This is a genomic window from Conexibacter sp. DBS9H8 (assembly GCF_023330685.1).
In the GTDB taxonomy this organism is placed as follows: Bacteria; Actinomycetota; Thermoleophilia; order Solirubrobacterales; family Solirubrobacteraceae; genus Palsa-465.
In genome coordinates, this window is the sequence record NZ_CP097128.1 from 3422139 (window position 1) to 3440405 (window position 18267).

The window sequence follows — 18267 nt, forward strand, 5'->3', positions numbered from 1 at the left end:
CGGCGAGGGGGCGGACCCGAACCCTAGGCGCGGGAACCGGCGCCGTCAAATGCCGCGGCAGACCGGCGTCAGCGCGGCGCGCCGACGGTCACCTCGCCGCGGATGACGAGCCCGAGGTGGCGCCCGGAGGGCAGGACGGAGGTGAGCTCGAGTGGACCGCCGACATCGACGAAGAGAAGCGCGGCGCGCATCCGTCCGGTGAAGTGGGAACAGAAGCTGCGCACGCCGCCGTCAGGCCACGGCTGGGCGCTGGCACCGGCGGCCCGGAAGGGGAGCCACGGGCCGACCGACCGGACGGTGGCGGCGACGCTCCAGGCCTCACCGTGCCCGACGAGGCGCCGGTCCCGCGTCGGCTCGCCGCTGAAGCGGGCCGGCAGTTTCGGCAGCGCCCAGTTGGTGCGGCCGCCGTGGATGCTGGGAAGCGAGTCGACGGCGATGAACGGCACGTGGCCGCAGAGGCGCGGTAGGCCGGGGCCGTGGACGGCCCGTGGGCTGGCAAGGATCTCGTGGTAGGGGCCGACCGCGCCGTCGAGGTAGGAGATGAAGGCGGCGACGCCGATCGGCGGCCCGGGCGTGAGCGGGGCGGGTAGCGCGTCCAGGCTCGCCCGGGTCGCGGGGAACCCCCAGGCGGCAGTCTCGATCCGGGACCGCCATGGAGCGGGCGGCGTGCCGGCGGGCAGGCCGGCGATCACCGCGTCGGTCAGCCCGTCGGGCAGCAGGGCGGGGATGGTGAGGATCTCCTCTGCGGTCAGCATCGGTGCGGCAAGGTTGCCAGACCCGGGCGCGGCGGGCGGCTGCCGCTCCGTCTTCCCAGGTGCGCTAGCGTCAACGCGAGGGAGGAGGCGTCCGGGATGACCGGTCGTGAGGCGGGGCTCGCCCTCATGCGTACCCCATGAGAGGAGTTGTTGTGCCCAGTAAGTTCGCCGTCGGCGCGGTCACTGTCGCCGCGTCCATGGCTCTCGCCGCCGCGCCGGCGCTTGCCCAGACCGTCCCGGTCAACCTGTCCTTCAACCACCTGGTTCTCGACACGCCGGTGACCGGTGACGCTCAGGTCGTCACCCCGAAGACCGCGCCGGTCAGAGCGACCGCCCAGGTCGACCCGACCACCGGAGCCTTCACGATCGACCCGTCGACCTTCTCGGTCCCGACCTACTCGTTCACGAGCCCGACCCCCGGCACGGCGACCCTCAGCCTCGCGAGCCAGGCATCCGGGACGGTCGACTTCGCGACCGGCGCGGTGACGATGACCGCGGACTTCCTGACGACGATCAACACGGCCCTCACCGGCAGCTGCACGCTCAACACGGGCACGCTCACCCTGACGACCTCGGCGACCAAGCCGCTCCCCGGGATCCGGTTCCCGGCGGGCCCGACCGGTGTGGCGACCGGCGACGGTGCCTTCGGAGCCGCCTGGTCGACGCTGCCGCCCGGCACCGGTCCCGGCTGTGCGGAGATCGACAGCTTCGTCGCCGGGCCCGGCGGGATCTGGGTGTCGCGCGGGATCACGCCCGCCCAGGCGATCGCGAGTGTCACACCCAAGCTCGCCCTCCACGCCGCCCGTTCGCACCCGGTCCGCGCCGGACAGACCGCGACGGTGAAGGTGACGCTCACCAACAGCGGAGCGGCCGCCACCAAGGCGGTCAAGGTCTGCCTCAGCGCTCGCAAGGGGCTTGCCCCGATGCACAGCTGCAAGCTCGTCAAGGCGCCGGCGGCCAAGTCCCACCACACGCTGGTCTTCAAGCTGAAGACGACGACGCGGACCCGGGCGGGGCTCTACCGCCTGACCGTCTCCGCCGCAGGGGCCAAGCCGGCGAAGGTCGCCCTCAAGGTGCTGAAGAAGTAGTCCTCTCCGCTCGCCGCGATCGGGCTCAGGCGGCGTGTCTGAGCCCGATCGGTGCGGCCAGGATCGCGTCCGGGATCCCGAACGCGTCGACGAACGGGCCGGCCTGGGCGGCGATCGTGCCACAGAGCTGGTTGACCTCGCGGGTCACCTGCTTGGTCCGGGTCGAGATGAGCCGGCCGTGTTCGAGGAAGAACCCCTTGTCCGCCTCGACGCTTGCGAGCCCGTAGAGGGAGAGCAGCGCCGCCAGGGCGTCCTTGACGGCCGGATCCTCACAGCCGTCGACCGCCCGGCGGAAGGCCCGGAAGGCGAACGTGTCGATGTAGGTGCTGCCGACGAGCAGTAGGTGATCCTGCACGCGTCGGAGGACCTCGAAGGGCTCGGCGTTCTCGGCGAGGCCACGCCGGAAGCGGTTGGCCACCGCCGCGGTGATGTGGCCCTGGCGCCACTCGAACAGGTCGAGCAGATAGGCGGGGTCACTCAGGGAGCGCTCGTCGCCGTCACCGTGCTGGCCACCACCCCGGGTCGGGATCCAGTCGGAGATGATCTGGCCGACCTGGCGGGCAAACAGCCGCTCAACGACCGTCTCCACCGCCTGCCCGGCGACGAAGCCGACGAGCTCGACCGGGTTGAGGCCACCGAAGTCATGGGCGTAGTCGCTGAGCAGGCCACGGGCGCACAGCATCGTCAGCACGGTGTTGTCACCCTCGAAGGTGGTGAAGATGTCGATGTCGTCCCGGAGCCCGCCGAGACGGTTCTCGGCCATGTACCCCGCCCCGCCGCAGGCCTCACGGCAGGCCTGGATCGTCTCCATCGCATGCCAGGAGTTGGCCGCCTTGAGCCCGGCAGCCAACGTCTCCAGGGCCCTCCGGTCATCGTCGGAAGCCGCATCCCCCTGAGCCATGACGGCGGCGAAGCGTTCGGTCAGCTCCTGCTGGGCGAAGTGCAGCGCGTAGGTGCGCGCGAGCAGCGGCAACAGCCGCCGCTGGTGGGTGCGGTAGGTGAGCAGCGGCACCTCCGGAACGTCCTCAGAGGGTCCGAACTGGACGCGGCGCAGGCTGTGGCGGATCGCAATCGTCAGCGCCGTCTTGGCCGCCGACAGCGAGGCGGCGCCGACGCAGACGCGCCCCTGGACAAGGGTGCCGAGCATCGTGAAGAAGCGCTTGTTCGGGTTCTCGATCGAACTCGAGTACACACCGTCGGGGGAGATGTCGGCGTAGCGGTTGAGCAGCGCTTCACGGGGAACGTGGACGTTGTCGAACCACAGCATCCCGTTGTCGACCCCGTTGAGGCCTGCCTTGAGCCCGTCATCGGCGGTCCGCACCCCGGGGAGATCACGGCCGTACTGGTCGCGGATCGGTACGACGAGACAGTGGACACCGTGCTTCTCCCCGGCGACGATCAGCTGGGCGAAGACGGCGGCCATCCGCGCCGACCGCCCGGCGCCGCCGATGTACTCCTTGCGCGCATCATCGCTGGGCGTGTGGACGATGAACTGCTGCGTCGAGGGGTCGTAGGTGGCGGTCGTCTCCAGCGCCTGGACGTTGGAGCCGTGCCCGGCCTCAGTCATGGCAAAGCAGCCGAGCATCTCCGCCCGTGCCGTCTGGGCGAGGTAACGGTCGTGGTGGATCCGGGTGCCGAGCTGGTGGACGGCGCCGCCCCACAGACCGAACTGGACGCCGAACTTGACGAGCAGGCTGAGGTCGCCGTAGCCGATCGTCTCAAAGGCGACAACGTTGGCCGCCGGGTCGTCGGAGCCGCCGTAGGCGGACGGGTAGCCGGGGACGCCGACCCCGGAGTCGGCGATCGTGCGCATCCACGCCATCACCTGCTCGCGGTAGCCGTCCATGTCGAGTCCGGGGTTCGGAGTGAACTCCGGCCGGGACAGGATTCCGCGAATCTGCTCGCGCAGGTCGCGGTGAGGCCCATCGAGGATCCGCTGGAGGGCCTCGGGGTCAAACTCGTGTTCTGTCGCCGCCGGCGACCCTGTCGCAACCGCCATGGGCTAAGGATAGGCCGGGGCCCGAGGGCCACCCGCCCTCGGGAGCGGCACGAGAGCAGTCTCACAGAACCGGTGGGCGGCACGCACAGGCAGGACGGGGTGCGCCCCTGAGCCGCCACCCGCGCCCAGCCCAGGCCCGCCGCCTAGGATCCCGGACATGACCCGCTTTGAGAGCGCCGGCCCGCTCGGCATCATCACCATCGCCCACCCGCCGCTCAACCTGTTCGATGATGAGCTGAGCACCGCGCTCGACGCCGCGCTCGCTGAGGCCGAGCGAGCTGCCCCGCGGGCGCTGCTGGTGCGCGCCGAGGGCAAGGTCGTCAGCGGCGGCGTCGACGTCGGCAAGGTCTTCGACGGGATCGACGGCGCCCGGGGGGCTCAGTTGTGGGAGCGCCTGCTCGCCCTCACCCACCGGGTCGAGGACCTGCCGATGCCGACGATCTTCGCCGCCCACGGCCTCACCCTCACCGCCGCGTTCGAGATCAGCCTCGCCTGCGACCTGCTGCTCGCCGCGGAGTCGGCCCGCTTCGGGCTCGTCGAGCGCGTCGTCGGGCTCACCCCGTCGATGGGCGGCACCCAGCGGCTCGTCGAGCGCGCCGGCCCGGCCCGAGCCAAGGAGCTCGTGTTCACCGGCGAGCTGTTCGGGGCCGCGACGCTCGAGCGCTGGAACGTCGTCAACCGCGTGCTCGCCGACGACCACTTCACCGACGCGGCCCGTGCCTTCGCTCTCGGGATCGCCGAGGGCCCGACGCTCGCCCACGCCGCGACCAAGCGAATCGTCACCGCCGCGGTGCGAGGGTCAGCCCGGGCCGCGGACGCGATCGTCCCCGAGGTCTCCGGCGCCCTGTTCGACAGCGAAGACCTGCGCGGGGCGGTCCACTCGTTCCTCACCGACGGTCCGGGCAAGGCGTCGTTCCAGGGGCGCTGAGGCGGCGACTGCCGCGGCGGCCGAACGCGGGCCGGACCGAGCGCCCGCGCGGATCGGCGCCCCCACCAACCCGACCCCGTAGTGTGAGCAGATGTCGCCACGGTTCCACAACCCGCCGCGCCCGCACCCGCCCGGGCGCGTGTGAAGGAGGTCGTCGTGCCCGAGCTCAAACCGCTGTCCGCGCTCGACTCGCTGTTCCTCTGGGGCGAGCGACCGAACACGATGATGCACGTCGCCGGGCTGCTCATCTTCGCCCCCCCGGAGGGGGCTGACATCACCTACCTGCGCGACCTCGTCGACGAGGCGCTCGCCAACCGCGACGTCAAGGTTCCGTGGAACCGTAAGCTCCAGAGCACCGGACTCGTCCCGACCCCGTTCCGATCCTGGGTCACAGATGACGAGCTCGACCTCGACTATCACGTCCGCCGTTCCGCCCTGCCGAGTCCCGGCGGGGAGCGCGAACTGGGCGTCCTCGTCTCGCGGCTGCACTCCAACGCCCTCGACATGTCCCGTCCGCCGTGGGAGATGCACTTCATCGAGGGACTCGAGGGCGGCCGCTTTGCCATCTACGTGAAGATCCACCACTCGCTCGTGGACGGGTACAGCGCGATGAAACTGCTCGTCGCCAGCCTGTCGATCACTGCGGAGGAGATGGACAAGCCGCTGTTCTTCAGTATCGGCCTGCCGCCGCGGCGTCGACGCACGCCGACCGACGCCGGTGCGGGCCTGCTCGCAGGAGTGGGCCAGCTCGCCGGGGAGATCGCCAGCCACACCGGCTCGGCGGCCACCCTCGGCCGGCGCATCGCCGGCCCTCTCCTCCCCTTCACCAAGGTCCGGCCCGAGCTCGCCTCCGGGATCCGCGCGCCCTACTGCATCCTCAACGGACGGATCGGACGCAACCGGCGCTTCGCCACCCAGCAGTACTCCCTTGACGTGCTCAAGCGGATCGGCAAGACGCAGGACGCGACCCTCAACGACGTCTTCATCAGCATCGTCGGCGGCGGACTGCGCAGCTTCCTCACCGAACTGGACGAGCTGCCGCGCAAATCACTCGTCGCCTTCCTCCCCGTCAACGTGCGGGCCAAGGATGACGGCGGCGGGGGCAACGCGATCGGGGCGATCCTCGCCAAGGTCGGCTCCGACATCGCCGACCCGGTCGAGCGCCTCGCCGCCGTGAGCGCGTCGACGGCGGCGGCCAAGCACCAGCTCGAAGGCATGAGCCGCCAGGCGATCCTCGCCTACAGCGCCTACCTGATGGCGCCCACCGGTTTCCAGGCGCTCGGAGCGCTCGCGGGGATCGGCGCGGGCATGCCGACGAACTTCAACCTCTGTCTCTCCAACGTGCCCGGACCGGCCGACCCGCTGTACCTGCGCGGCAGCCGCCTCGAGGCCTCCTATCCGGTGAGCATCCCGATCCACAGCATGGCCCTCAACATCACGATGCAGAGCTACGCCGGAACGGTTGGCCTCGGCTTTGTCGGCTGCCGGGACACGATCCCCCACCTCCAGCGACTCGCGGTCGCCACGGGGGAGTCCCTCACCGCGCTTGCCGTGGCCGCCGGGGTCGAGCCGATGGTGGGCGACGCGCACTGATCCTGTGTCAGGCGGCACAATGGCGGCGATGACCACCTTGAAAGCCGTTGATGAGAGCTTCCTGGAGACCGCCCCGCAGCGGTTCTCCCACAGCTGGGAGATCACCCAGCCCGCCGACCAGGTCTGGACCCAACTCGTCGGTGACCGCCCCCTCTACTGGTGCCGGGGCCTCAACATCGCCTGGACCTCACCGGCGCCGCTCGGGGTCGGCAGCACCCGTCAGGCGACCGTGCTCGGCCTCGTCAAAGTGCAGGAGCACTTCTTCATCTGGGAGGAGAACCGCCGCCACACCTTCTACGGCGCGTCGATGAACCTTCCGCTGTTCAACGCCCTCGTTGAGGATTACGTGGTTGAGCCGCTCGCCGAGGACCGCTGCCGCTTCACCTGGCGGATCGGGATCGAACCGTCCGCGCTCGGCAAGCCCGGGGCGCCGCTCAACGGGCTCATCTTCGCCAACGCGTTCCGCGACACCGCCCGGCACTTCCGGGTGAGCTGAACGCGGACGGGCCGGCGGCGGCCCGTCCGCGCCCGGGATTCTCCTTACACGGTGGTCGCATCCGCCCCGACGCCGACCGGCCGTCGGTAGACGGTCCAGGTGAGCCCGGCGAGGACCACGTAGAGGGCGAGAAACACCCACAGTGCCGGCAGCGACCAGTCGCGGTGGGCCGCCGCGATGTGGGCCTTGACCAGCGCGAGCTGGTGCGGGTCAGCGGCGGCGGTCCGCTGGGCTCGGGTGAGCAGCGTCGTCGTCGCCAGGGAGGCCTGGCGGAAGATGACCTGGACGATGAACCCGCCGAAGGCGCCGACGGCCCCCGCGATGCCGATCACCGCCGCGGCCTGGCGGCGGTGGGCGGCCAGCAGCGCACCGACGTCGCGCTGCTCCCGCCGCGCCCGGGTGCGGGCCTGGGCGCTGAAGATCGACGGGATCATCCGGTACACCGACCCGTTCCCGATTCCCGACAGGGCGAAGGTGACGATGAACGCGGCGAGGAAGAGGCTGAAGTCTCCCCGGCTGACCGCCACGATGGCGGGCAGCACGGCGACGGCCATTCCGAGGAAGGCGGCGATGGTGATGGCGCCACCACCGATCCGGTCGGCGAGCCAGCCGCCGAGTGGGCGGGTGAGCGAGCCGACGAACGCGCCGACGAAGGCGAGCGCCCCGAGGTCGGTGGCGATCACCGGATGGTGCGCCAGCCAGCCCGGAAAGCTCGTCTTGATGACGAGCGGCAGAGCGAAGCTGAACCCGATGAACGAGCCGAACGTGCCGACGTAGAGCGCCGAGACGATCCAGGTGTGAGGGTTGGTGAGCGCCTGGCGGTAGGCCCGCGTGTCCGTGTGGGCGGTGGCGAGGGAGTCCATCCGCCACCAGGCCAGTGCGGCGGCGAGGATGATGAACGGCATCCAGATGAGTCCGGCGACAGCGAGATGCACCGGGTGGACGGGGAGAGCGACCGCGGCGGCCGGTACTCCGACCACGATCAGCAGAGGCACGAGCAGCTGGGTGACCGCGACGCCGAGGTTGCCACCGGCGGCGTTGATGCCGAGCGCGAGCCCCTTGCGTCCCTCGGGATAGAAGAAGGAGATGTTGGCCATTGAGGAGGAGAAGTTCCCGCCCCCCACCCCGGCGGCCGCCGCACAGGCGAGCAGCACCCACAGCTGCACCGAATGGGACTGGTGGGCGAGCCAGCCACTCGGGACAACGACCGCGACGAGCGTCGCCGGGACGAGCAGGGCAAGGACGCTGATGATCGTCCAGCGCCGGCCACCGAAACGGGCGATCGCGAACGTGTAGGGGATGCGCAGCATCGAGCCGATCAGGTTCGGCACCGCCGTGAGCCAGAACAGCTCGGGCACGCTCAGCCGGATACCGACATTGACGAGGTTGACGGCGATCACCGTCCACAGCACCCACAGACAGAACCCCAGATGCTCGGAGAACACCGAGAGGGCGAGGTTGCGTGCGGCGATCCGCCGACCGGTCGCCGCCCAGAACGTCGGGTCATCCGGGGTCCAGTCGGTGATCCAGCGCCGGCCCCGGCGAACCGTGTCGAGGGCCGGCGCGGCAGTCGGTTGAGAAGGGAGTGCATCAGTGGTTGTCGTCATTGGCGGGGACGCTAGGGCCGGCCGGTCATCGGACGATGACGCCGCCGTGACGGTCCGATGATCCCCGTGTTTCGAGGGCGTTTCTGAGCCTCAGGTAGATTCGTTTGTGAGCCTCAGGCACCGAGCGCACGCGCAAGGGCCTGCCCGGCGGTGCCATCCGCAAGCGCCGCCCGGGCCGCCCGAGCACCCCGGAGCGGATCGGCGGCGAGGCCGGCCACCCAGAGACGAAGCCCGGCCGACAGCGCGACCGTGTGGGAGAGCAGATCATCTGCCTCCCCCTGCATCAGCACGCGGGTGATCCACGCTGAGGCGTCCGCCCCGCCGCCGCCGCTGACCCGCGCACCGAGCATCTCGGGCAGCTCAAGCGGCGTCGCCTCCGCGCCGGCGGCCATCGCCGCCACCGCCACAGGCCGCCCGGGCCGAAGCACGTCCGAGCCTTCGATGCCACGCACGGCGACCGCGCGCACCGCCCCGAGCCGGGTCAGCGCCGCTGTCAACCGCTCGGCGTAGGGGCCGTGGGTGTGGCCAACGACGAACCGGTCGGCGCCGAACCAGTCGACGAGCTTCTCGGCCGAGTGCACCGGGCCACGCAATCCGATCTCGTCGCGGATGGCCGCAAGGCGACGCCAGCCGGGAAGCGCGACCCCCGCGTGGACGACACAGAGACCCGATCGCTTGAGCATCGCCGCGGACTCCTCAAGCGTCGGCGCGCCCGGTCCGCCGAGAGCGGCCAGGACCTCGGCGACCGTCGCCCCGTACTTGGGGCCCAGCCGGTCCCCGCAGTGCAGGACGATCCCCGCCCCACAGGCGGCCGCGGCGGCGGCGACCGCGAGGGACAGGACCGGCGCGTCAGCCACGCCGTCGTAGGCGCCGACGCAGGCAACGAGCGGACGGTCCCGACCGCCGGACGGGGGAGCCGGGATGACGTCCCGCAGCCCCTGAGCGAGTCCGGCGAGCTCGTCGGCCTCCTCACCCTTGATCCGCATCGCGATCAGGAAGGCGGCGGCCTGTGCATCGGACACCGAGCCGGTCAGGAGGTCGGACATCGCCTGGCGGGCCTCCGCGAAGGTGAGGGCGCGGCTGCCCCGCCGACCCGTTCCGACGATCTTGATCGTCTGGCGGAAGCCGTCGTAGTGGTGGCGGCCTTCGGCGTCGGCGAGGGTGCGGGTGAGCTCATCTCCCACCGGGCCTCCGTCGGCGTCGGTCTCCGAGTGGCGGTCAGCGTCCGGTCTCATGGGTCGAACCGGTAGCCGACGCGCCGGACCGTCTGCAGCTTCTCGGCATGCTCAGCACCGAGCTTGGCCCGCACCCGCCGCACGTGCACGTCGACGGTTCGCGCCCCGCCGTAGAAGTCGTATCCCCACACGCGGCTCAACAGCGCCTCACGGCTGAAGGCCCGCCGCGGGTGGGTGATGAGGAACTTCAACAGCGCATATTCGAGGTAGGTGAAGTCGACCGGGTCGCCGTCGACGGTGGCCTGGTAGGTCGCGAGGTTGAGCTCGAGCCCGCCGGCCCGGACGATGTCGCCGTCCTCGACGCCGTGCACCGCCCGTCGGGCGCGGGCGATGCGGGTCTCCAGCTCGGCGGCACTGAAGGGGGCGACGATCAGCTCGGTCGCGTCGAGGACCCCGTTGGCGGGCAGCAGGTCGCAGTCGGCGACGCTGACGAGGATCGGCACCTCGGCGAGGTCCTCGTCCTCCCGGAGCCGGTCACACACGCTCGTGTCGTCGAGGACAATCGCCACCTCGGGGAGGGCGGGTCCGACTCCGCCGGGATCGTCGGGACGCAGGGCAGGCTCCCCGGAGGCGACCCGACGCGGGCTGAAGCCGAGTTCGGCGAGCATCCGTGCGAGCGGATCGGCGGCGTCGATCTGCGGGCTGTAGATCCAGGCGTCTCCCATGCCGATGACCGTCCTCACAGGCTGCGCAGGTAGCGGCGCCACTCAAACGCCGTCACGGTGCGGCGGTAGTCGTCCCACTCAGCCCGTTTGTTTCGGACGTACCACTCGACGAGGCGGTCGCCAAGGGTGTCGCGCACGAGCTCGGAATCCTGGAAGACGTTGACGGCCTCACGGAGATCCTCGGGCAGCCGCGGCGCAGTCGGTGCGGTCAGGTCGCCGACGGTCTCGGCACCAAGCTGGTAGCCCCGTTCGATCCCCCGTAGGCCCGCGGCGAGCACGAGCGCGAAGCACAGGTACGGGTTGGCTGCCGAGTCGGGGGAACGCAGCTCGATCCGCGCGGCGCTCGGCCGCTCCGGACGGGCCGAAGGGATCCGCACGAGTCCGGCCGCACCGGTGCGGGTCCAGTCCACCCGGCCCGGCGCCTCAAAGCCGTCCGCGAGCCGCTTGTAGGAGTTGACCCACTGGTTGGTGACCGCGCTCAGCTCCGGGGCGTGGGCGAGCACCCCGGCGAGAAACGCCTGACCGGTTCCCGACAGGGGTGCCTGCCCCTGCGGGTCAAAGAACACGTTGCGCTCCCCCTCAAAGAGGCTGAGGTGGACGTGCATGCCCGAGCCGGACTCATGTTCGAGGGGCTTGGGCATGAAGGTCGCGTATACCCCCTGCTCGCGGGCGACCTCCTTGACGGCGAGGCGGAAGGTCGTGACCGCGTCCGCCATGGCGAGGGCGTCGGTGTGGGCGAGGCGGATCTCATGTTGTGAGGGTGCGACCTCATGGTGGGAGGCCTTGACCGGGATGCCCATCTGCTCGAGGTACTCAATCGTCGCTCGCCGGAAGTCAGACCCGTCGTCGAGCGGGGTGAGGTCGAAGTAGGCCCCGCGGTCCAGCGGCTGCGGCGGCCGGCTCAGGTCGTCCTCATCGGCGAAGAGAAAGAACTCGATTTCGGTGCCGACGGCGAGCGTGAGCCCGAGTTCGGCCGCCTGGCAGAGGGTTCGGCGCAACGCGTGCCGGGAATCCCCGGCGAACGGCTGACCGTCGGGTAGCCGGATGTCGCACATCATCCGGGCGACCGCTGCCCCCGGGCGCCACGGAAGGACCTGAAACGTGCTCGCGTCCGGGTGGGCGTTGACGTCGCGCTCGGCCAGCCGCGCGAAGCCTTCCAGAGCCGAACCGTCGAGGCTCACCCCCTCGTCAAAGGCGGACTCGAGCTCGGTGACGGGCACGGCGAAGCTCTTGAGCATCCCGAGCACGTCCACGAACCACAGCCGGATGAATCGCACCCCCCGTTCACGCACGGTCGCGAGCACGTACTGACGGTTCGCGTCCGCCCGACCTCGCGTGGTGATCTCGGTTTCCATGTCCATTCCGCGTCGAGGCTGACAGCACCCCAGGGCCCCTGTCATTGGCCATGTGGCGAAACGGGCGACCTGTTCACACACCGTTCATCTCAGCGTCGCGGCCGGGAAACGCGACCCCTTGACGATCTCCAGCGTGCCCGAAACGACAACTCTCTGCCCCTACTGCGGCGTTGGCTGCGGCCTGCGCGTGACCGTGAACGCCGGCCGGATCGGCGCCGTCAGCGGTGACCCCGACCATCCGGTCAACCGCGGCCGTGCCTGCGCCAAGCCGCGTGAGCTCGCCAGCGCCGTTCACGCCACCGACCGCCTCGGGACGGTGCTCGCGCGCTCGGGCCCAGCCGGTGGCTTGGTGGCCACCGGCTGGGATGCCGCGTTGGCGGAGATCGCCGGACGCCTCCGCGCGATCCGGGAGCGCCACGGCCCGGACGCGATCGGCTTCTACATCTCCGGACAGCTGCTCACCGAGGATTACTACGCGGTCAACAAGCTCGCCAAGGGGTTTCTCGGGACCAACCACGTCGACGCGAACTCGCGCCTGTGCATGTCCTCGGCCGTGGCGGGCTACACGGGTGCGTTCGGCGCCGACGGCCCGCCGGGCGCCTACGCGGACATCGAGCTGGCCGACTGTCTCCTCCTGCTCGGCTCCAACGCCGCGGCCTGCCATCCGATCCTGTTCTCGCGCATCCTCGCCCGCCAACGGGAGGGGGCGACGGTGATCTGCATCGATCCGCGGCGCACCGCGACGGCGGACGCCGCCGACCTGCACCTGCAGCTGCGACCGGGTACGGATCTCGCTCTGCTCAACGGCATGCTTGCCGCCCTCGAGGCCGAGGGCCTGCTTGACGAGGGGTTCCTCAGCGCCCACGTCAGGGACTTTGAGGCGGTCCTGGCGACGGCCCGGGAGTGCCCCCCGGAGTGCGCGGCCAAGGTGACCGGCGTGCCGGCTGCGCTCATTCGCGAGGCGGCGGCCCGCTTCGGGTCGGCGGGTGCGGCGATGGCGCTGTGGTCGATGGGGGCGAATCAGTCGACCGTCGGCACCCTCAAGAACCGCGCCCTGATCAACCTGTGTCTGGCCACCGGCAACCTCGGCCGTCCCGGCAGCGGCCCTTTCAGCCTGACCGGACAGCCCAACGCGATGGGCGGCCGGGAGGTCGGCGGCCTCGCCCACCTGCTGCCCGGCTACCGCCGCGTCGACGACGCCACCCACCGGGCCGAGGTCGCTGCCGCCTGGGGCGTCGCTGAACTCAATCCGGCCCCCGGACTGCCCGCCGTCGAGCTGTTTGGCGCCGCCGCAGCCGGGCGGGTGAAGGCGCTCTGGATCATCGGGACCAACCCGGTCGTCTCGATGCCCCACACCGCGGTCGTCCGGGAGGCGCTGCGGCGCTGTGAGCTGGTGGTCGTCCAGGACGCCCACCATCCGACGGAAACCTCAGCGCTGGCCGACTTCGTGCTCCCGGCGGCCGCCTGGCCGGAGAAGGAGGGGACGATGACGAACTCAGAGCGGCGGGTCGACCTCGTGCGCCGCCTGCTCGCGCCCCCCGGGGAGGCACGGGCCGACTGGGAGATCATCGCCGCGCTCGCCGCCCATCTCGGCCACGGATCCGCGTTCGGGTGGCGGGACGCCGCCGAGGTCTACGACGAGTTCGCCCAACTCACCCGCGGGCGTCCCTGCGACGTGAGCGGAATCACGCACGCGCGGCTCGCCCGCAGCGGACAGGGCATCCAGTGGCCCTGCCCGGCACCCGGCCATCCCGGCACCGCGCGACTCTACGGAGGTGGGACCGTCGCAACGGCGGATGGGCGCAGCCTCGCCGTGGCGACGCCGCACTCGGCCGGCGAGGGCCCGAGCCAGCGGTTTCCCCTGCTGCTCAGTACCGGCCGGATCGCCGATCAGTGGCACACGATGACCCGGACAGGCAAGTCGGCGCGGCTGAGGGCCGCCGCCGGTGAGCCTGTCCTGGAGATCCATCCGACCGATGCGAGCGCCCACGGCATCAACGACGGGGCCCTCGTGCTCGTGCGTTCCGTCCACGGCGAGGTGCGCCTGCGTGCCCGGGTCTGCGACACGATCGGCCCGGGGGTCGTGTTCGCCCCGTTTCACTGGGGCGCGTTGCACGCGCCGGCGGGTGCCGGAGCGCTCAACGGGCTCACCGGCGATCGTGTTGATCCGGTGTCCCAACAGCCGGAGCTGAAGCTCTGTCCGGTGTCGGTCGCCCCGACGTCCGCAGACCGGCCGGTCCGCTCCACCGATACCCATACCGTCGCCCGGCTCACCCGCGAGCTCGTGATCGTCGGCGGTGGGATGGCCGGCATGGCGGTCGCGGCCGAGGTCACGCGGCGGCGCTCGAACACCGAATGGCGGGTCACCGTGCTGGCGGCGGAAGCGGGCCTCCCCTACAACCGTGTGCAGGTGTCACGTCTGCTGGAGGGGACGGTGACGGAGGCGTCGATGTCGCTCCTGCCGGCCGACTGGTTCGCAGCCCACCACGTGAACCTTCGCGCCGGGGTTCGCTGCGTCGGTCTCGATCTCGCGGGGCGGATCGTTGAGGACGACTCCGGGGGCCGCCACCGCTATGACGCGCTCGTGCTCGCCACCGGCTCGCGGCCGTTCCTGCCGCCGGTGCCCGGCATCGAGCACCGCCACGTGCACCCGTTCCGGACGATTGCCGACGCCACGGCGCTGCAAGCGGCGGTGCGCGCGGGTGCGCGCACCGCCGTGGTGATCGGCGGGGGACTGCTTGGCCTCGAGGCGGCCGCCGGCCTGCTTGGCCACGGCGCGGCAGTGACGGTCGTTGAACGGGGACATCGGCTGATGCCCCAGCAGCTCGACGCCGGAGCCGCGGAGCTGCTTGCTCGCCGCCTCAGCGCCCTCGGGATCGATGTCCGGATCGACTGTGCGGTCACCGGAATCGACCGCTCGCAGGTACGCCTGGACGACGGCACGGATCTGCCTGCGGACGTGGTCGTGGTGGCGGCCGGCGTCGTCGCGGAGACCGAACTCGCGCGGACCTCCGGAATCGCCTGCGCCCGCGGCGTGCAGGTGGATGACGAGCTGCGGACGAGTGCCCCGTCGGTCTGGGCGGTCGGGGAGTGCGCCGAACACGCCGGACAGGTCTACGGCCTGTGGGCACCGCTGGCCGCCCAGGCACGGACGGCAGCCGCGGTCATCGTCGGCGACCCGCATGCCTGGACGGGAGCGCGCACAGCCACGACACTGAAGGTCGCCGGGATCGATCTGTTCGCAGGCGGCGAGGTGGAGGCCGGCCGGGACCATGACCAGGTGGTCGACGCGAACACCCGCACCGGCCGCTACCGCCGCCTTCTGCTCGAGCGTGACCGACTGATCGGCGCGATCGTCCTCGGGTCAGTGCCCGACGCCCGTGCGCTGTCGGACCTGCTCAGCTCCGGCGACCCGGTGCCCGCACACCTGCTCGACGGGAACGCCCGCGCAGATGGCGCGCATCCGGAAGCAATCGACCCTGACCCGGATCCGCTCGTGTGCACCTGCAACGCGGTCCGGCGAAGCGCGCTGAACGCGGCGATCGGTGCGGGAGCCGGGTCGATCGCGGCGCTCGGTCGTGAGACCGGAGCGGGCAGCGGGTGTGGCTCCTGCCGGCCCGAGCTGGCCGCGCTCATTTCATCTGCCCGCAACATCTCTGACCCGTTGGGGAAACCGCTGACCGGGACGATGCGATCATGAGTTCTGCGCACGTGGTGATCATCGGCGGCGGGATCGCCGGACAGGCGGCGGCCGAGTCGGTCCTCGCCGGATGCGCCCACGGTGCCGTGTCGGTGACGATCGTCGCCGCGGAGGCGACCGCCCCCTACGATCGCGTGCGCCTCTCCGAGCTGCTGACCGACAGCCTCGGCGCCGGGGACCTTGCCCTCCGCCCCGCCGAATGGTACGCCGATCACGATGTCAAGCTGCGCACCGGCGTCGCGGCGACGGCCGTGAACACGGCCGAGCGAACGGTGAGACTCAGCGACGCGACGGTCCTCGCCTACGACGCGCTCGTCCTTGCGACGGGGTCGGTGCCGCTGCTGCCGCGCTTGCCGGGAATCGACCTCCCTCACGTCCACGCCTTTCGGGTGCCCGCCGACTGCGCGGCGATCGGCGCGGCGGCCCGCCCCGGGGTGCGGGCGGCAGTGATCGGCGGTGGCCTGCTCGGGCTTGAGGCTGCTCGCGGGCTCGTCGCGCGGGGCGCGGCGGTCACCGTCGTGCACCTCCTCAACCGGCTGATGGAACGCCAGCTCGACGCCGGCGCTGCGGAGATGCTTCTCCCCAAGCTCGAAGCGCTCGGCGTCACCGTCGCGCTCGAGCGCGACACGGTCGAAATCACTCCAGATGCTCTCTGTTTTGGGGACGGCAGCCGCCTCGGGGCCGACCTCGTCGTCGTCTCGATCGGGATCCGGCCACAGGTCGCGCTCGCGCGCGGTGCAGGCCTGCAGGTCGCCCGCGGGATCGTCGTCGACGACTGGCTGGCCACCTCCGCGGCGGGGGTGTGGGCGCTGGGGGAGTGTGCCGAGCACGCAGGCACCGTCCACGGGCTCGTCGCACCGATTCACGATCAGGCGCGGGTGCTCGGCGCGGCAGTCAATCACGCGCTCGGCGGGACGGGACCGCGCCCCGGCCCCTACCGCGGCTCGCTGCCGTGGGCGAAGCTGAAGGTCGCTGGCATCGACCTTGTCGCAATCGGCGCCGCCGAGGGGGACGCGGAAGCGATCAGCGCCGACACCGGGGCGGGGGTGTACCGCAAGCTCGTGGTCGCCGACGGGCGGGCCGCCGGCGCGGTCCTGCTCGGGGACATCCGCGGCCATGAGGCGCTGCTCGCTGAGATCGGCGCGGCGACCGAGGTCTCTGATCCACTCGAGCGGCTCGCGGCCGCGGCCGCACTGACGGTCGCCGAGCTGCCCGATGACGCCCAGATCTGCAACTGCAACGGTGTTTGCAAGGGGACGCTCCTCGCGGCGGTGCAGATCGACGGCTGTGGAACGCCGCGGGAGGTGATGGCGCGGACGCGGGCCGGCACGGGCTGTGGCTCCTGCCGGGCGGCGGTGGTCGAGATCGTGACGGCTGCGGGCGGGGCGTCTGTCGAACCGCACTTTCTCTGTGCCTGTGCCCGCCAGACCCGCGAGTCGGTCGCGGCGGCGATCCGCCAGGAGCGGCTGGGCTCGGTCTCCGAGGTCGCGGCGCGCCTCGGCACCGGGCGCGAGTGCGGGGCCTGCAAGCCGGCGCTTGCCTACCTCGTCTCCGAGCTCAACGACAACCGACACCGAGAGGAGCGCCACGCCCGGTTCATCAACGATCGGGTCCACGCGAACATCCAGAACGACGGAAGCTTCAGCGTCGTGCCGCGGATGTACGGAGGGGTGACCACCCCGGACGAGTTACGACGGATCGCTGACGTCGCCGAGCGCTACGGGGTGCGGATGGTCAAGGTCACCGGGGGCCAGCGGATCGACCTGCTCGGCGTCGCCAAAGCCGACCTGCCGAAGATCTGGCGCGAGCTTGACATGCCCTCCGGACACGCGTACGCCAAGGCGGTTCGCACGGTCAAGACCTGTGTCGGGGCGGACTTCTGCCGGTTCGGGATCGGCGACTCAGTCGGCCTCGGGATCGAGCTGGAACACGCGTGGGAGGGGCTGCACACCCCGGCGAAGGTGAAGTCCGGTGTTTCTGGGTGCCCCCGCAACTGCGCGGAGGCGACCGTCAAGGACGTCGGGCTCGTTGCGGTGGAAGGCGGCTGGCAGGTGCGGGTCGGCGGGGCGGCGGGCGCGACCGTCCGCGAGGGGGACATCCTGGCGACCGTGACGACCCGGCCGGAGGCGATTCGGCTGGCCACCGCGTTCCTGCAGCTCTACCGCGAGGAGGCCGACTACCGCGAGCGCACCTACGACTATGTGCCACGCGTCGGCCTCGAGCGCATCCAAACCCTGCTCATGGATCCGAACCGGGTGGCGACCCTGCTTGAACGGTTCCGGATTGCCAAGGCGGCGGTGCTCGACCCGTGGCTGGAACGGGAGCACCCCTACCACGACCGCCAGTTCGACGACCTCGACCCAATCACAGCCGAACCGCAACCCGGCGGACTGTCCACCCCACGAATCGAACTGGTCGGACCGCCGACCGGAGGTACCCGATGATCCGAGTCTGTGCCGTCGACGACGTTCCCGCCGGAGAGGGACGCGCGATTGAGGTCGACGGCCGCAACCTGGCCGTCTTCCATGCTGCCTCGGGCTGGTATGTGACCGACGGTGTCTGCCCCCACCGCGGCGGACCGCTGGCGGACGGGATCGTCGCCGACGCCAGCGTCATCTGCCCGCTGCATGAGCGGCGGTTCTCGCTCCGCGACGGCCGTGAGGCCGGCGGCAGCCTGTGTGTCGCCACCTTCCCCGTGTCTGTGCACGGCGACAGCGTGTACGCCCAGATCGATCGGCTCGCCCTCGCTGCCTGACCGTTGCGGGCACGACCGCCGCGGCCACCTGGATGGCGCGCTCCTGTCCGGGCCGGCGACGGCCTGAGAATGTCCGACGTCAAGGTCCAAC

The 18267-nt window shown here is 71.2% G+C and carries 13 protein-coding genes; 7 read left to right on the forward strand and 6 right to left on the reverse strand.

The annotated features are described in order from the left end of the window. Positions 1 to 68: 68 nt before the first annotated feature. Entirely contained in the window at positions 69 to 755 is a 687-nt protein-coding gene (locus M3M55_RS16460) for an acetoacetate decarboxylase family protein (protein WP_249010592.1), read from the reverse strand. A gap of 152 nt (positions 756 to 907) precedes the next feature. On the opposite strand from M3M55_RS16460, the gene M3M55_RS16465 reads away from it, so the two are divergent. After that, positions 908 to 1843, forward strand: a complete 936-nt coding sequence (locus M3M55_RS16465; protein WP_249010593.1) for a hypothetical protein — start codon at positions 908 to 910, stop codon at positions 1841 to 1843. Positions 1844 to 1868: 25 nt separating this feature from the next. Here the strand turns inward: M3M55_RS16465 and M3M55_RS16470 are convergent, their stop codons facing one another. After that, positions 1869 to 3842 carry an acyl-CoA dehydrogenase gene (locus M3M55_RS16470; RefSeq protein ID WP_249010594.1) on the reverse strand — a complete coding sequence of 658 codons (1974 nt, stop codon included), beginning with the start codon at positions 3840 to 3842 and terminating at the stop codon, positions 1869 to 1871. Between the two features lie 157 nt (positions 3843 to 3999). Between M3M55_RS16470 and M3M55_RS16475 the strand changes: the two genes are divergently transcribed. The 3 genes from M3M55_RS16475 (at position 4000) to M3M55_RS16485 (ending at position 6859) form a co-directional block, all read left to right on the forward strand. After that, positions 4000 to 4770: an enoyl-CoA hydratase/isomerase family protein gene (locus tag M3M55_RS16475; protein ID WP_249010595.1), complete on the forward strand. Its 771-nt coding sequence runs from the start codon at positions 4000 to 4002 to the stop codon at positions 4768 to 4770. A gap of 156 nt (positions 4771 to 4926) precedes the next feature. Further along, positions 4927 to 6363: a wax ester/triacylglycerol synthase family O-acyltransferase gene (locus tag M3M55_RS16480; protein ID WP_249010596.1), complete on the forward strand. Its 1437-nt coding sequence runs from the start codon at positions 4927 to 4929 to the stop codon at positions 6361 to 6363. A gap of 28 nt (positions 6364 to 6391) precedes the next feature. After that, entirely contained in the window at positions 6392 to 6859 is a 468-nt protein-coding gene (locus tag M3M55_RS16485; protein WP_249010597.1) for an SRPBCC family protein, read from the forward strand. A 44-nt stretch (positions 6860 to 6903) separates the two neighbouring features. Here the strand turns inward: M3M55_RS16485 and M3M55_RS16490 are convergent, their stop codons facing one another. The 4 genes from M3M55_RS16490 to M3M55_RS16505 all read right to left on the reverse strand — a co-directional run bounded on the left by M3M55_RS16490 (position 6904) and on the right by M3M55_RS16505 (position 11721). Next, entirely contained in the window at positions 6904 to 8466 is a 1563-nt protein-coding gene (locus M3M55_RS16490) for an MFS transporter (protein WP_249010598.1), read from the reverse strand. Positions 8467 to 8579: 113 nt separating this feature from the next. Beyond that, the gene (locus M3M55_RS16495; protein ID WP_249010599.1) at positions 8580 to 9701 is read right to left on the reverse strand and encodes an anthranilate phosphoribosyltransferase; all 1122 of its coding nucleotides are present in this window, start codon (positions 9699 to 9701) and stop codon (positions 8580 to 8582) included. Then, entirely contained in the window at positions 9698 to 10384 is a 687-nt protein-coding gene (locus M3M55_RS16500) for a winged helix-turn-helix domain-containing protein (protein ID WP_249010600.1), read from the reverse strand. The genes M3M55_RS16495 and M3M55_RS16500 overlap by 4 nt, the downstream gene beginning before the upstream one ends. After that, positions 10381 to 11721: a glutamine synthetase family protein gene (locus tag M3M55_RS16505; RefSeq protein WP_249010601.1), complete on the reverse strand. Its 1341-nt coding sequence runs from the start codon at positions 11719 to 11721 to the stop codon at positions 10381 to 10383. The genes M3M55_RS16500 and M3M55_RS16505 overlap by 4 nt, the downstream gene beginning before the upstream one ends. 133 nt (positions 11722 to 11854) lie before the next feature. On the opposite strand from M3M55_RS16505, the gene M3M55_RS16510 reads away from it, so the two are divergent. From M3M55_RS16510 to nirD, 3 genes are read left to right on the forward strand one after another with little or no spacing between them, the layout of a single operon-like run. Further along, positions 11855 to 15421, forward strand: a complete 3567-nt coding sequence (locus M3M55_RS16510; RefSeq protein WP_249010602.1) for a nitrate reductase — start codon at positions 11855 to 11857, stop codon at positions 15419 to 15421. Further along, positions 15418 to 17865 carry a nitrite reductase large subunit NirB gene (gene nirB, locus M3M55_RS16515; protein ID WP_249010603.1) on the forward strand — a complete coding sequence of 816 codons (2448 nt, stop codon included), beginning with the start codon at positions 15418 to 15420 and terminating at the stop codon, positions 17863 to 17865. The genes M3M55_RS16510 and nirB overlap by 4 nt, the downstream gene beginning before the upstream one ends. Continuing rightward, complete coding sequence (nirD, locus tag M3M55_RS16520; protein WP_249010604.1) at positions 17862 to 18176, forward strand: nitrite reductase small subunit NirD; 315 nt, start codon at positions 17862 to 17864, stop codon at positions 18174 to 18176. Before nirB ends, nirD begins: the two co-directional genes overlap by 4 nt. The last annotated feature ends 91 nt before the right edge of the window (positions 18177 to 18267 follow it).

What these genes read in the sequence shown, in the direction of transcription:
- M3M55_RS16460 (WP_249010592.1), bottom strand. Translation starts at nt 755, where the DNA reads ATGCTGACCGCAGAGGAGATCCTCACCATCCCCGCCCTGCTGCCCGAC.
- M3M55_RS16470 (WP_249010594.1), bottom strand. Translation starts at nt 3,842, where the DNA reads ATGGCGGTTGCGACAGGGTCGCCGGCGGCGACAGAACACGAGTTTGAC.
- M3M55_RS16475 (WP_249010595.1), top strand. Translation starts at nt 4,000, where the DNA reads ATGACCCGCTTTGAGAGCGCCGGCCCGCTCGGCATCATCACCATCGCC.
- M3M55_RS16485 (WP_249010597.1), top strand. Translation starts at nt 6,392, where the DNA reads ATGACCACCTTGAAAGCCGTTGATGAGAGCTTCCTGGAGACCGCCCCG.
- M3M55_RS16490 (WP_249010598.1), bottom strand. Translation starts at nt 8,466, where the DNA reads ATGACGACAACCACTGATGCACTCCCTTCTCAACCGACTGCCGCGCCG.
- M3M55_RS16495 (WP_249010599.1), bottom strand. Translation starts at nt 9,701, where the DNA reads ATGAGACCGGACGCTGACCGCCACTCGGAGACCGACGCCGACGGAGGC.
- M3M55_RS16505 (WP_249010601.1), bottom strand. Translation starts at nt 11,721, where the DNA reads ATGGAAACCGAGATCACCACGCGAGGTCGGGCGGACGCGAACCGTCAG.
- nirB (WP_249010603.1), top strand. Translation starts at nt 15,418, where the DNA reads ATGAGTTCTGCGCACGTGGTGATCATCGGCGGCGGGATCGCCGGACAG.
- nirD (WP_249010604.1), top strand. Translation starts at nt 17,862, where the DNA reads ATGATCCGAGTCTGTGCCGTCGACGACGTTCCCGCCGGAGAGGGACGC.